The 14235-nt window shown below is 72.6% G+C and carries 12 protein-coding genes; 4 read left to right on the forward strand and 8 right to left on the reverse strand.

Going from position 1 to position 14235, the window contains the following annotated elements; all coding sequences use genetic code 11:
- Positions 1 to 35 precede the first annotated feature (35 nt).
- Positions 36 to 3272, reverse strand: coding sequence for a S8 family peptidase (locus ACRAKI_RS14445; protein WP_447007590.1), 3237 nt, complete (start codon positions 3270 to 3272; stop codon positions 36 to 38).
- A gap of 245 nt (positions 3273 to 3517) precedes the next feature.
- On the opposite strand from ACRAKI_RS14445, the gene ACRAKI_RS14450 reads away from it, so the two are divergent.
- On the forward strand, positions 3518 to 6382 hold the full coding sequence (locus ACRAKI_RS14450; RefSeq protein WP_447007591.1) for an nSTAND1 domain-containing NTPase: 2865 nt from the start codon (positions 3518 to 3520) through the stop codon (positions 6380 to 6382).
- Between the two features lie 96 nt (positions 6383 to 6478).
- On the opposite strand, the gene ACRAKI_RS14455 is transcribed toward ACRAKI_RS14450, so the two are convergent.
- The 6 genes from ACRAKI_RS14455 to ACRAKI_RS14480 form a co-directional block, all read right to left on the reverse strand.
- Positions 6479 to 7054, reverse strand: a complete 576-nt coding sequence (locus tag ACRAKI_RS14455) for a snapalysin family zinc-dependent metalloprotease (RefSeq protein ID WP_447007592.1) — start codon at positions 7052 to 7054, stop codon at positions 6479 to 6481.
- A gap of 314 nt (positions 7055 to 7368) precedes the next feature.
- The gene (locus tag ACRAKI_RS14460) at positions 7369 to 8235 is read right to left on the reverse strand and encodes a class I SAM-dependent methyltransferase (RefSeq protein ID WP_447007593.1); all 867 of its coding nucleotides are present in this window, start codon (positions 8233 to 8235) and stop codon (positions 7369 to 7371) included.
- A 40-nt stretch (positions 8236 to 8275) separates the two neighbouring features.
- Positions 8276 to 9769, reverse strand: coding sequence for a hypothetical protein (locus ACRAKI_RS14465; protein WP_447007594.1), 1494 nt, complete (start codon positions 9767 to 9769; stop codon positions 8276 to 8278).
- A 112-nt stretch (positions 9770 to 9881) separates the two neighbouring features.
- Entirely contained in the window at positions 9882 to 10118 is a 237-nt protein-coding gene (locus ACRAKI_RS14470; RefSeq protein WP_447007595.1) for a hypothetical protein, read from the reverse strand.
- An 84-nt stretch (positions 10119 to 10202) separates the two neighbouring features.
- Complete coding sequence (locus tag ACRAKI_RS14475) at positions 10203 to 11108, reverse strand: NADP-dependent oxidoreductase (protein WP_447007596.1); 906 nt, start codon at positions 11106 to 11108, stop codon at positions 10203 to 10205.
- Positions 11105 to 11578, reverse strand: coding sequence for a MarR family winged helix-turn-helix transcriptional regulator (locus tag ACRAKI_RS14480; protein WP_447007597.1), 474 nt, complete (start codon positions 11576 to 11578; stop codon positions 11105 to 11107). Before ACRAKI_RS14480 ends, ACRAKI_RS14475 begins: the two co-directional genes overlap by 4 nt.
- Positions 11579 to 11625: 47 nt before the next feature.
- On the opposite strand from ACRAKI_RS14480, the gene ACRAKI_RS14485 reads away from it, so the two are divergent.
- The gene (locus tag ACRAKI_RS14485) at positions 11626 to 11892 is read left to right on the forward strand and encodes a hypothetical protein (RefSeq protein WP_447007598.1); all 267 of its coding nucleotides are present in this window, start codon (positions 11626 to 11628) and stop codon (positions 11890 to 11892) included.
- Here ACRAKI_RS14485 and ACRAKI_RS14490 read toward each other — a convergent pair.
- The gene (locus ACRAKI_RS14490; RefSeq protein ID WP_447007599.1) at positions 11874 to 12137 is read right to left on the reverse strand and encodes a hypothetical protein; all 264 of its coding nucleotides are present in this window, start codon (positions 12135 to 12137) and stop codon (positions 11874 to 11876) included. The genes ACRAKI_RS14485 and ACRAKI_RS14490 overlap by 19 nt on opposite strands.
- A 69-nt stretch (positions 12138 to 12206) precedes the next feature.
- Here ACRAKI_RS14490 and ACRAKI_RS14495 point away from each other — a divergent pair, with 69 nt between their 5' ends.
- Both ACRAKI_RS14495 and ACRAKI_RS14500 read left to right on the forward strand, forming a co-directional pair.
- Positions 12207 to 13208, forward strand: coding sequence for a FecCD family ABC transporter permease (locus tag ACRAKI_RS14495; RefSeq protein WP_447007600.1), 1002 nt, complete (start codon positions 12207 to 12209; stop codon positions 13206 to 13208).
- Positions 13205 to 14233, forward strand: coding sequence for a FecCD family ABC transporter permease (locus ACRAKI_RS14500; RefSeq protein ID WP_447007601.1), 1029 nt, complete (start codon positions 13205 to 13207; stop codon positions 14231 to 14233). Before ACRAKI_RS14495 ends, ACRAKI_RS14500 begins: the two co-directional genes overlap by 4 nt.
- The last annotated feature ends 2 nt before the right edge of the window (positions 14234 to 14235 follow it).

Genomic DNA, 14235 nt, shown 5'->3' on the forward strand with positions numbered 1-14235 from the left:
AACCCCACGAGGCGCCGTCACGCGGATGACCCGGTTCAGGCGATCCGGTAGGCGTGGATCACCGTCTGGCGCACCGTGTTGCCCTTGCTGTCGGTCGCGCCGATCCGCAACGAGGCCCACGCGCCGGACTGACCGGTGTTGCGGACCAGAGCGGTGCGGCCGACGACGGGCGCCTTCGACCACGTCGTGCCGTCGTCGAACGACACCTCGACGTCGATCCGGTCGATCCGGCCGTTGTCCGCACCTCGCTGCTGCTCGACCACCAGGGGCACCGGGAGGACTCGACCGGCCGGAGCCGCGCCGCTGTCGTCCAGCTCCGGCGTGAACCGGACGACCGACAGCGGCAGCGGTCGGACCTCGCCGCCGGGGACGGTGCCCGAGCGGAACGTCCACGCGCCGCTCACCCTCGTGGCGAACGGCGAGAGGGCGGCGGAACGCACCGCCTCGCTCTCCAGCCGGTACTCGGCCGGCCCCGCCGGCACGGGGAACCGGCCGAAACCGGTCAGCGGCGTCTCGCCGACCTGCTCCCCGTCGCGGAACAGCGTCGTGCGCGCCTTCTCGACCATCGAGTCGCCCAGGTTGCCCGCGCGGTCGCCGAACAGCCACAGGCCGGCGGTGATCTCGTCACCCCGGCGGGACAGGTAGGCGTCGGGCGATGCCGGCGCCGAGATCCCGAACACCGGATCGTTGAACGACTTCCGGTACGACCGACCAGGACGGTGGACCTCGGGCGTCGAGAGCAGCAGCGCCTCGGGTCCGGCCGCGTTCTCCTGGTAGAACGTCCACTCCCACTGGACGTCGCCCGTCACGTAGTCGATCGCGCTGCCGAGCGGGGCCACCGGGCGCATCCCCGCGATGCCACCCAGCAGGCCACCGGGCAGGCGCGCGTTGCCGCCGTGCGTGTACTGCTTGCCCGGCAGACCCGGTCCGAACCGGCTCCGCACCTCGGCCAGCTCACCCTTGGCGGGAGCGCGCACGAAACCGGTGGGCGCCCGGCCCTGCTCCACCCACGACAACCGGTACGACACCGGCGTGGCGCCGACCGGCGCGCCGTGGAACTCCGTGCCGACCATCACCGACACCTCGTCCGCGGGCACCTCCGGCCCCGCGTGACCGATCGCCATCCCCGCCGGGAAGCCGGACGGGTACAAGCCTCTCAGGGAGTCCTGCGCACCCTGGTACGTCCTGTTGATCAGCACGAAGGCCAGGCCGGTGGTGGCGGACGGGTCGGGCGGGGTGATCCGCACGGGTTTCGCCGTCCGCGCGTCGAACGTGACCGCGGTGTCGCCGGCGACCTCCAGGTGCGGTCGGATCAGCACCGTGTTGTCGGCTCCCGTCGCGTGCATGTCGGACAGCGCGTGGTAGTCGCCCTTCGGCAGCCGGGTGGTGACGGTGCCGTCCGTGCCGCTGAGGAATCTCGACCGGTCGTTGGAGAGGCCGAAGACGAGCGTGAGGAAGTGCGGCTCGGGGTTGCCGGCCCGGTCGAGGTGGGTGAACGTCACGTCGTAGCTCTCGACCTCGCGGTACAGGCCCAGCGGTGTGCGCAGGACCTCCGCGTCCGCCGTCGCGACGAGCGATCCGGAGTAGGCGCCGTCGACGGCGCCGAGCCCGGCGTCACCGGTGACGGTCACCTTCGCCTCGCCGCCCGCGGGCACCGTGACGGTGGCCGGGTCGACGCTGAAGACGCGGGTCGGCTCCCCGTCCGGCCCGGTGGCCTCGACGCGCAGGTTGAGCGTCACCGGGGCGGTGCCGGCGTTGCGGTAGGCCAGTTGCTCGCTGACCGGGACGTCGTCGTCGTGCGGCCACAGGTGCGCACCGAGACCGACGCTCGCAGGGTCGCTGGTGAGCGTCGTGGTGATCGCCTCGGCCAGGTCGACGCGGCCCGCGCCCTGGTCGAACACGGTCAGGGCCGGGTTGGGCTTCGCCGACGCCATCAGCGCGGCCTTGAGCTGCGCGCCGGTCCACTCCGGGTGCTGCTGCGCGAGCACGGCCGCCGCTCCCACCACGTGCGGGGTCGCCATGGAGGTGCCGGACAGCGCCACGTGCCGGTCACCCACGGGTGTGCCGATGACGCCGTTCGCCGACTTCGCCGCGACGACGTCCACGCCGGGCGCGGTGATCTCCGGTTTGACCGCGCCGTCCCCGACCCTGGGACCACGGCTGGAGAAGGACGCGATGTCGTCGTTCCGCTCGACCGCCCCCACGGCCAGCGCGGCGTCGGCGCTCGCGGGCGAGCCGACGGTCTCCGAACCGCTGCCGCTGTTGCCCGCCGAGACGACGAACAGCGTGCCGTGGCGCGCGGACAGGGTGTCGACCGCCTCCTCCAGGAGGTCGACCTCCTCGGTGTCCGTGCCGCCCAGGCTCACGTTGACCACGTCCGCGCCCTGCTCGGCGGACCAGCGCAGGCCTTCCAGGATCGAGGACTCCCGGCACCCGTCGCTCTCGCCGCACACCTTGGCGTCGAGCAACCGCACATCCGGCGCGACCCCTCGGTACGGCGTGCCGCGGCTCGCGATGGTCGCGCCGATGTGGGTGCCGTGGCCGATCAGGTCAGCGGCATCGGGGTCGGCGGTGAAGTTGTGCTCGGCGATCTCCCGTCCGGCCAGGTCCGGGTGGTTCCCGTCCACACCGGTGTCCACCACGGCGACGATCACCCCGGCGCCGGTGTACCCGGCGGCCCAGGCCGCCGGCGCGCCGATCTGCGCGGTGCTGCGGTCCAGCGTCGGCTTCCGCACGCCGTCCAGCCACACCTTGGCCACGCCGGGGTCGGCGAGCAGCGACGGCCAACCGGCCGCCGCGGTGGCCTTGGGCGCCTCCGCCGCGACGGAGGCCACGGTGGAGAGGTCGCGGGTGATCCGCAGCGTCGACACCCGCGGCGACCGGTCGCCGGAACGCGTCACGATGAGTGGCACGCCGTCACGGCGGGCGTCGTCGTAGCCCGCCGCGACCAGACCGGTGACGTCGAACAGCCTCAGGTCGAGCCTGCCCTCGGCCAGCGGGCGGATCGCGTCTCGCGGGACGACGTGCACGTGGCCGCCGCGCTGGAACGTCTGGAAGGTGGTGCTCCCGCGACCGGCGCCCGGGGTGACGGAGACGACCCGGTCGCCGTCGAGCTGGACGCGGTCACCCGTGACCAGGGTGACCGCGTGGCCGCCGACGTCCTGGCCGCGCCCCTGACCCTGGTCGGGTACGGCGGACGCCGGGGGAGAGGCGGTGGCGCCGGTGGAGGCGGCGAGCAGCCCCACCACGATCGCGGCGGCCTGCCAGGCCACCGTTCTGGATCTCGATCCGGAACCGGACACGATTACCTCCGTGGTCGTTCGACTCGGAAAACCCGGCACGCACCTCGATCGGTCGTTCGACGGAATCTGGGTGGCGGCGAATACCCGGCGGTGTGGAATTCGTCGGTCCGGGGCTCGGAGGTGTTGACGCTAGTGCGCCCGGGTTTGTTCAGTGTCGGCATCGATCCGGTGAACAGCATTGTGTGGACAACCGGTCATGTCGAAGGGTGGATGCGGTGCCGCGACGGGAAACCCCTTTGGCGTCGGAGGGAACGGTCCTGCTGAGCTTCGCCGGTGACCTCCGCCGGCTGCGGGACAAGGCGGGCCGGCCGACCTACCGGGAATTGGGTCGGCGCGCGAACTACTCGGCGGCGGCGCTGTCCGCGGCGACCGCGGGTCGAAAGCTGCCCAGTCTGGCGGTGACGTTGGCATTCGTCCGCGCCTGCGGCGGTGATGTCGACGAATGGCGTGCGCGGTGGTCCGGGATCGCCGCGGCCGACGCCCCGCCCTCGATCCCGGGCGATACGCCCTACGTCGGGCTGGCGAGTTTCCAGACCGGCGACGCCGATCGGTTCTTCGGCCGGGAGGCGCTCACCGCGACCCTGGTGGACCTGGTGCGCCGGCGGCGGTTCACCGGCGTGTTCGGCGCGTCCGGCTCGGGCAAGTCGTCCTTGCTGCGGGCCGGCCTGGCGGCGCGCAGCGACGATCCGGTCGTCATCATCACCCCGGGGCGCGACCCGGTGGAGGAGTGCGCGGTCGCGCTCGCCGGGCTGACCGGTGAGTCGCCGGTGGCGGTGAAGGCGGACCTCGCGGCGGCGCCGGGGAATCTGCACCTGTGGATCCGCAAGGCCATGGCGGAGCGGGACCTCCTGCTCGTGGTGGACCAGTTCGAGGAGGTCTTCACCCAGTGCGCCGCGGCGGACCGTGAGTGGTTGGTGCGGGCGCTGACCCTCGCCGCGAACGCGGACAACAGCCGCGTGCGGGTGGTGATCGGCGTCCGCGCCGACTTCTACGGGCACTGCGGCAGGCACCCCGAGTTGCCGCCCGCGCTGCACGGCAGCCAGGTGCTGGTCGGCCCGATGTCGGCCGACGAACTGCGGCTCGCGATCACCGGACCCGCGGCGGGAGCGGGCGCGACCGTCGAGACCGCGCTGGTGGTCAGGCTGGTCGCCGACGTGACCGGGCGGGCGTCCGCCCTCCCGCTGGTGTCCCACGCCCTGGTCGAGACGTGGTTGCGGCGGCGGGGCATGACCCTGTCGCTGGCCGGGTACGAGCAGGCGGGCGGGGTCGAGCACGCCATCGCCCGCACCGCTGAAGAAGTCTTCGGCGCGCTGTCCCCCGGGGGGCGACGCGACGCGCGGTCGGTCCTGCTGCGGCTCATCGCCCTCGGTGACGGCACCGAGGACACCCGGCGGCGGGTGCGGCGGCACGAGCTGGAGGTCGACCAGGCGCTGTTGGACCGACTGGCGCGGGCCCGGCTGATCACCCTCGACGACGACACCGTGGAGCTCACCCACGAGGCGTTGATCCAAGCCTGGCCGCGGCTGCGGGGCTGGATCGCGCACGACCGGGACGTGCTGCGGCGGCACCGCGAGCTGACCGATGCCGTCGACACGTGGGAGGCGCACGGCCGCGATCCCGACGGGCTGTACCGGGGCGCGCGCCTGGAGCAGGCACGCGTCCTCCGTGACCGGCTCTCCAGCCGTGAACAGGACTTCCTCGACGCCTCCGAGGCCGCCGAGAACTCCCGGCACGCGGTCGAACGCCGACGCACCCGCCGGCTCAAGCAGTACGTCGCGCTCCTCGTGGGCCTGGCGGTGGTCCTGGCCGGCACCGCCGGCTACGCCGCGGTCGCCGAGAACAGCGCGGACCTGCAACGCAACAGCGCCCTGTCGCTGCGGGCCGCCGATGCCGCCCTGCGCCTGCTGCCGGACCGACCCGGCGACGCGGTCCGGCTCGCGCTCACCGCCTACCGGGTGTCGCCGACCGCCGAAGCGCTCAACGCGGTGCGGGTGGCGTGGGCCGGGATGAACGCCGCGGAGTTGATCCTGCGACCACCGTGGCGACGGCTGTCGGTGGCGCCGGAGGGCGACGTCGCGATCTCCACGGAACCGGAGGCGCGGTCGTTCACGGTGTGGCAGGTCGAGGTCGACGACGGGACGGCCCGGCGCCGTGCCGACGTGCCGGCCGAGGGCCGGGTCGCCCTGATCAGCGGCGACAGCGGCGTCTTCCTGCTGGAGAGCGACCGGGGCCCCACGAGGGTGTGGAGCATCGCCGACCCGGACGAGCCGCGCCTGGTCGCCACGCTCCAGCAGGTGATCGTCCAGACGATGAGCCGCTCCGGCTCGGTGCTGGCGGGCGTCGGCGAGCGCCACGAGCCCCAGCGCTTCGACCACCCGGAGAACGTGTTGTCCGGCACCGGGGTCGCCTCGCTGTGGCGGTGGGGCGACGACGGCGCGGTCACCGAGGTCCGGTTGCCCGGTGAGCGGGTCGAGAGCGTCGCGCTGCGGGGCGACGGCCGGGTCGCGGCGACCGTGCGGCTGGGCCCCGACTACTTGCAGCGCTACGTGGAGCTCTGGCACGTCGACCCGGCGGGTCCGGTGACACCCGCCGGCCCGCTGCTGATCGAGGAAGGCCAGGTGCGCGCGGTGTTCAGCCCGGACGGCAGGGCGCTGGCCGTGGTGAACGAGACCACCAAGATCGTCGACGTGCTCGACGTCGCCGACCCGTCGGCTCCCCGGCACGTGGCCCACCTGGAGGACCTGCCACTGTCCGAGCCGACCGTCGGCTTCGCCGCCGACAACCGGGCGCTGTTGATCCACGGCCGACCGGAGTTGGTGCAGGTGTGGGACATCACCGCTCCGGGAGCGCCCCGCCAGGTGGCGTCGATCGAGGGGCACCCGGCCACCGTGGACTTCTCGCGCTACCGACCGGACGAGCGTGAGCTGGTGGTCTCCGACCAGCAGGGCGACCTGCTGCGGTTCGACCTCGACGACCGGCGGCTGCTGGCTGACACCTGCGAGTGGCGCGGCGCGGACGAGGACCGGGTCGACTGGGCGCGGTACTTCCCCGGTGTGCCGCGACAGCGACTGTGCCCGTGAGTCGCACTGCGCCCGTGAGTCTTGTCGGTGGTGGGCCGCGTCGGTCGTACGGCCTCGTGGGGTGGAGAACCCACCCCACGAGGCCTCCTGACGCGGTCAGTACACGAAGCACTCCGTGCTGCTGCCCGTGAAACCGGCCGCACGCACGTCGGCACCGGCCGTCCGCGTGCCCGCGAACCGGCGGTCGACCTCGGCCCGCTCCGCCGCGTTCGGCAGGTCGTTGCGGCACGAGATCGGGGCGCTGGAGCCGGACATCAGGTCGGCGCACAGGCCGGTCCGCCGGTCCGGCAGCCCGAGGATGTGCCCGATCTCGTGGGTGGCGATCCGGGGCCGGTAGTAGCCCTGCTGCACGGCCTGGCGTCCCATGTAGACGGTGCCGTTGCCGAGCGACGAGACGTACGCCCGGGGCCAGCCGTTGTCCGCGTAGATGCGGATGTTGGTCGGCGTGCCCGCGGACCGGCGGGCCAGCTTCACGTTGGACACGGAGTTGTTCCAGTTCACCGCGGCGCGATCCCAGTCCGCGGCGAACTCCTGGGCCTGGCTGACGTCGTAGTACAGCGTGCGCACCAGCGCTTGCGTGTCCGCCGACGCACTGGGTGCGGCAACCGCGACCAGCGGAAGCAGCAGGCCCAGCACGCCGGCGACGACCCACGCGGCCTTTCGTACGAACATCGTTGGTCTCCTTGGGGGCAGGGAAGTGCGGGAGCCGGTGACAGGGAGGCTCCCGTACCCAACGAACCAGCCGTAGCCGGATGTCACCAGCCCCATACGTAGGGTTGTGCGTCCGGAACGGCGACGGATCGCGCTCGCCGGTGGCCCGCGTGAGGGAATGCCATGAGCAGTCGCCGGCTACCCGTGGCCCTCACGAACCGCGCCCCGGGACTGTGGCGTTCGAGGCGGGACCGAACAGCCAGGTGACCGCCCCCACCCGGGCGGTGCGCGTCGACACCGCGCCTGCGGTCGACTGAGGCGGCGGGGTCGCGCCGTCATCGCCGCGCCGCCTCCGCGGGAGACCCGGAAGCGGTGAGCAGGAACGCGGGCGACCACCAGTAGTCGTGCAGCGGCGTGACCCGGACATCGGTGAACCCGGCCCGTTCCACCTGGGAGGCCCACCGCGACGCGGGCTGCTCCCAGGTCGCCCGGGTGGCGCCCGGCACCAGCTGCCCGGTCAGCACCGGCATCAGGAAACCCTGCGCCACCAACGTCCGGTCGGCGTCGTACTCCGCCAACCCGCGCTCGTAGGCCTCCGCCAGGAACCGCCGGTGCTCCGGACTCCCGTGCACCAGGTCGGGCACGTCGAACTCCACCACCGCCAGCACCCCGACGTGCCCGACCAGGTCCGCCAACACACCGTCACGCACCTCGTGCGGCACCGCGTGCAGGGCGAACGTCGCCTGGGCCACGTCGAACACCGCGTCCGCGGGCAGTTCCGCCGCGAACGGCTCGACCCGGCTGTGCCGCGCGTCCACCTCGAACCCGTCCAGCGAGCGCACCGCCGCGTCGAGCAGCGCCGCCGAAGGCTCCACCAACGTGACGGCCACGTCGGAAGCGGCCAGAGCCCGCAACGCCCGACCGTCTCCGCACCCGACGTCCAGCACGCGGGACGGCCGGGTCCGCGCGTAGACCTCCGCCAGCGCCGAGGTCACCGCCCGGTAGAGGCCGATGTTGCCCCCACCGTCGATGAACGCCTCGAACGCCGCCGGCTGGTCGTACACGGACCCGTCCCGCCCGGCGCCCAAGTACGAGGCCAGCGCGTCCAGCAGCGGTGTTCCGCCGCCGCTCACCGCCTCCCTCGCCCGATCGCGGTCTCCGGCCGCCAACGCCTTCAGGGCTTCGTCGATGTAGTCGCTCACCTCACGAGCTAACCAAACGCGGGGGTCGGCGGTCCTGCGGTCACCGACCGGGACTGCGCATCAGGACGAGGTCGCCGTGCCCGCCGTAGCCGAGCACCGGTTCGGCGTACTGCGTGCCGTCGAACGTGATCATCCACCACTCGCGCCCCACCTGGAGCAGCATCGGGTGCGGGATGTTGGTGCCGTACGGCGCGTCCAGCGTTCCCCGCCTGCGCATCGACAGGTCGTACACGGGGTACTCGCGGGCGTCGCCGTCACTGGCGAAGACGTACCACTCGCGGCCCACCTTCTGGATGATCGTGCCCTCGGTCTGGTCCAGCGAGGTGTCCGCGCCGACCAGCCGCAACGACTCCGAGTAGTCCGCGCCGACCGGTCCGACGGCGAGCGCCGGGTGGAACACGAACGCGGGCTGCTGCGCCTCGCTCTCCACGAACGCCACGTGCCAGCGGCCGTTGATGCGGGTGATGGCCGGGTCCCAGGAACTGACGGCGGTCGGCAGCGCCAACCTGGTGGTGGGCAGGACGTGCACGCCCTGGAGCACGTTCGCGGTGGTCGTGGTGTGGCGGATGTGGACGCCCTGGAACGCGAAGTCGCCCCACGAGCTCATCGACAGGATGAACCGGCCGGTGCGGTCGTCGTACACGATCTGCCCGGCGTGGTCGCCCAGCACGACGCCGTCACGTTCGAAGAACAGCACCGCGACCTGCTCCAACCGGCTCGGGTCGGCGAGGTCGATCGTCCACACCGCCCAGTGCGCCTGTTGGAAGAAGCCCAACCCGGCGTTGGTCAGCGTCAGGTAGAGCTTGCCGTCCCGGATGAACGGCCGGCCGTCCGCGTGCTGCACCACGTGCGGATCGCGCACACCGGCCTGGCCGAAGTAGCCCGCGCGCACCCGACCGAGCCGCACGTCGCCGCGCCCGCCGTAGGCGTAGTCGAGCCGACCCAGGACTGCGGGAACCCGCAGGTCGACCAACGCCCGCACGCCGTCGCGCTCGGTCAGCACCGGCTGCCACCCCGCGCCCGTGCCGGTCGTGTCGACCAGGACGGTGACCGCGTTCTCGTTGACCACCACGGCGAACCGGAACGCGCCGGCCATGGCCCGCACCTCGGCGGACTTCACCACGGTGGTCGCGCCGCCGACGGTCACCTCGATCGTGGCCCGCCCGGTGGTCGCGTCGAGCGTGCCCAGCACGGACGTGCCGCCGCCCGCCAGCCCGGCCACCACGACACCCGTGGCGCGCTGCACCTCCACCAACACCGACCCGAACGGCGCACGGGGACGGACCCCGGTGCTGACGAGCGTGTCGGACGACGTCGCCCGAGGGGTGACGGCGCTGTCGTACTGCACGAACCGCGGTGCGATCAGGTCGAACGGGCGGTACTTGTGCGACACGTCGAAGTGCAGGTCGAACGGGGTCAGGGACGTCTGGGCCATCGCGGGCACCGTACCGAACAGCGCCGACACCGCCCCGACGGCACCGGCCGCCCCCGCGCTGCGCAGCAACCCGCGTCGACTCATGTCCCGTGCCACCATCGGTCCTCCTCGGACGCCTGCCGGTAACTTTGTCACCAACGTGTTACAGGGAGTGGTGACCAGGTGTCCAGGGGTCGTTCGGTTCACCCGAAGTGCGTCGCCAACGCGTGTCTCACATGGTGCGCGAGCAGATCAGCGGCGCACCGCGCCAACGTTCCACCACAGTGACCTCGCGGACGGCACCCTCCAGGCGCAACCCGCTGTGGAACCGCGAAGTGTCGTCCACCTCCGGCACTTCGGTCGGCACTACGGCTCGCAGGTCACGTCCGACGGCGAGCAGCACACCGGCGTCGAGCACCACGATCGCCCTCGACGCCACGAACTCGACCCCGGTCGCGACGAGCCGCAACCCGCCCGCCGTCCCGGGTTCCCCCGACTTCGACGGGAATCCGGGCCGTCCGACCTGGTCCGGTCGAGTTCGGCGCCGTCCACCTCACGCCGTCAGCACGATCTTCCCGCGCACGTGGCCGCCGTCGCCGAGCCGGTGGGCCTCGGCGGCATCGCCCAACGGGAACGTCGCCGCCACGGTGGTGCGGAGCTCGCCGTGCACCGCGAGGTCGGCCAGTTCGGCCAGGCGCTCGGCGGACCGCCGCTGTGGACCTCCGGTGAACACCACGCCCAGTTCGCCGGCCGCGTTGTCGGCGATGGTGACGATGCGGTCCGTGCCGCCGCGCAACTCGATCGAGGCCGGCAGCGCGCCCTTGCCCGCCACGTCGAACACCGCGTCGATCCCCTCGGGCGCCAACGCCCGCACCCGTTCGACCAGGCCATCGCCGTACGTGGTGGGCGTGGCGCCGAGGGCGGCGACGTGCTCCTGGTTGTCCCGGCCGGCGGTGCCGACGACCCGCAGGCCGGCCGCCACGGCCAACTGCACCGCCACCGTGCCCACACCGCCCGCCGCGCCGTGGACCAGCAACGTCTCACCGGGCCGGACGTCCAGCAGGCCCAGCACGCGGTCAGCCGTCTCACCGGCCACGGGCAGCGTCACGGCGTGCTCCCACGACAGCCCTTCGGGCTTCCGCACGACCGAGGAGGCCACCGCGTACTCGGCGTAGGAACCGGAGTCGGCGAAACCGAACACGGCGTCCCCGACCGCGATGCCGGTGACGTCCGGACCGACCGCGTCGACCACGCCGGCGACCTCCGAACCGAGGATCGTCGGCAGCGACGTGGGGAAGACGGCCTTCATCGACCCCGAGCGGACCTTCCCGTCGAACGGGTTCACGCCCGCGGTCCGCACGTGGACGCGAACCTGCCCGGGGCCGGGCTCGGGGCGCTCCACTTCGGACAGGTGCAGCTCTTCCGGTCCACCGAAGCGTTCCAGCACAACGGCTTTCATCGTGGCGTCTCCTCGTTCGGGTGGGTGTGCCGGTGGGCGATCGCGTGTTCGATCGCGCCGGCGAGCCGGATGAAGGTGTCGACCTCGTCCTGGGTCAGGCCGCGCACGGAAGCGCGTTCCAGTGTGGACCACAGTCGGGTCAACGGCTCGCGCATCGCACGGCCCTTGTCGGTGAGCCACACGTGCAGCACCCGGCGATCCCGTTCGCTCGGTTCGCGGGTCAGCAGCCCGGCTTCCTGCATGCGCCGCAGCGACTTCGACACCGTCGAGTGGTCCAGGCCGACGTGGTCCAGCAGCTCCGACTGCGTCTGCCCGTCCTGGTCGAACAACCGCATCAGCAGCAGTTCCTGGCCGGGGTGCAGACCCAGGTCGCGCAGGAGCGCGGTGGCGAAGCCGCGATGCGCGCGGGCCAGCGTGAAGATCGCGTAGCTCAGCCTGCCCGAGTCTGCCGTGCTCGGCTGTTCCACCATCGCCTCCCAGTCATGTGGCTGACCACGTGAACCTACCGCACAATCAGTTGGCTAGCCACATAACGACCTCCGCGACGAGCCCGATCCTGGACAAGACGTTCGAGCGCGTCTCCCACCCGTACCGCGACCGGCACACCCCGGGTTCGGACGAGAACATCCCGCTGAGTGACGTGCGCGCAGGCCGGGCGGTCACCAAGGCGTTCAAGGCGACTTCCGGTGCGACGCACGACGGCCGCAGCTTCGTCGAGACCGACACGCCGGTGGGCGGGCCGATGGACTTCCGCGTCTACAGCCACTACGCCAGGGCGGCGTGACGTCCCCGCGTGCAGCGGCTCAGGGCGGTGAACGCCTCCCGGACGTCCTCGGGGCCGAACAGCCGTGCCGGCGGGGACAGGACGTAGTGCACCGGTTCGTACGACAGGTCGCCCCACGGCTCACGGCGGTGGGCGCGGCTGAGCGTCCGGGAGCAGTGGGCGCACGCGATCGACGGGACGACCACCAGGTCGGCCGACTGAAGGGGGACGTCGGCCAGAGGTTCGCCGTCCCCGATCAACCGCACCGTGCCGCCGTCCCGCGACCGACATGCCCGAGCGTCGGTTAGCCTTACCTAAACTTCCGGGAGGTTGGGGTGTCGCGCGAAGCGGTGCGAGGGGTCGGCCTGCTGGTGTCGATCGGACTGCTGGGCCTCGTCATCCTCCTCAGCCTCTGGATCGGCACCAAGAGCATCCCGTTCGCCGACACGTTCGCCCTCCTCCTCGCCGACGACGGCACCGGCGACGCCGCGATCGTGCGGGACGTCCGCGTCCCCCGAGCCGCCCTCGGCGTGCTGGTCGGCATGGCCCTCGGCCTGTCCGGCGCGGTCATGCAGGCGTTGACGCGCAACCCGCTCGCCGATCCCGGCCTGCTCGGCGTGAACATGGGCGCGGCGGCGGCGATCGTGTCCGCCATCGCGTTCTTCGGCATCACCAGCCCGCTCGGCTACGTCTGGTTCGCGCTGGCGGGCGCGGCCGGCACGGCGACCGTCGTCTACGTGCTCGGCGCGGCAGGTCGGGGCACGCCGACGCCGGACCGGCTGGTGCTCAGCGGCGCGGCGCTGACCGCCGTCCTCTTCGCCTACGTCTCGGCGATCCTGCTGCTCTTCACCCACACGTTCGACTCGTTCCGGTTCTGGAACGTCGGTTCGCTCGCCGGCCGCGACTTCGGCCTCGTCGGTCGGATCTCGCTGTTCGTCGTGCCCGGCATCGTCATCGCCTTCCTCCTCGCCCGGAGCCTGAACGTGCTGGCCCTCGGCGACCACACCGGCAAGGCGCTCGGCGCGAACGTCAACCGCATCCGCGCGTTCGGCGTCCTCGCCGTCACGCTCATGGCGGGCGCCGCGACCGCCGCCGCCGGACCGATCTCGTTCGTCGGCCTCACCGTCCCGCACGTGGCCCGGATGATCGGCGGCAGCGACCAGCGGTGGGTGCTGGCGTTCGCCGCGGTCCTCTCGCCGATCCTGCTGCTCGGCTCCGACGTCGTCGGCCGGGTGGTCATCGCGCCGCAGGAGATGGAGGTCGGCATCATCACCGCGTTCATCGGCGCACCCGTGTTCATCGCGCTGTGCCGGCGGCGGAAGCTGGCCACGCTGTGAAGACCATCCGGACCCCCGCCTTCTCGCTCCGGGTCAGCGAACGCGCCGTCCTCGTCAGCACGGCCATCGCCGCGCTGACCGTGGTCGCCGCCGTCGCCACCATGGTCAGCGGCGACTTCCCGCTGACCGTCGGCGAAGTGCTGGCCACGTTCCTCGGCCGAGGCGACGGCTACGCCGAGTTCGTCATCTTCACCCTGCGCCTGCCGCGCCTGCTCACCGGACTGCTCGTCGGCGCTGCGCTGGCGCTCAGCGGCGCGATCCTGCAGAGCCTGTCCCGCAACCCGTTGGCCAGCCCCGACATCATCGGCTTCACCCAGGGCGCGGCCACCGGCGCGATCGCGGTGATCGTGCTGGCGCAGGGCGGCATGGCGGCCACCGCGCTCGGCGCCACCGTCGCCGGCCTGATCACGTCCGTCGCCGTCTACCTGCTCGCCTTCAAGCAGGGGGTGCAGGGTTTCCGGCTGGTGCTGATCGGCATCGGCGTGAGCGCCATGATGCTCGCGGTCAACTCCTACCTGCTCACCCGAGCCACGCTGGAGAGCGCGCTCGTCGCGCAGACCTGGCTGGTCGGCGGCCTGAACAACCGGGGCTGGGACCAGGCGCAGGTGGTCGCGGCGGTGCTCGCCGTCCTCCTGCCGTGCGCGCTGGTCCTGGGACGACGTCTCGCGTTGCTGGAGATGGGCGACAGCGCCGCGACCGGCCTGGGCGTGAACGCCGAGCGCACCCGGCCGGCGTTGCTCGCGGTGAGCGTCGGCCTGGCAGCCGTGGCCACCGCCGCCGCCGGACCGATCACGTTCGTGGCACTGGCCGCGCCGCAACTCGCCCGCCGCCTCACCGCCGCCTCGGGCCCCGGCCTGGCCGCGTCCGCGCTGATGGGCGGTCTGCTGCTGGTCGTCAGCGACTTCGCGGTGCAGCGGCTGTTCCCGACGACCCCGCTGCCGGTCGGCATCGCGACCGGCGCGATCGGCGGGCTCTACCTGGTGTGGCTGCTGGCTCACGAATGGCGGAAGGGGAGCACGACGTGACG

It is taken from the genome of Saccharothrix isguenensis, assembly GCF_052936305.1.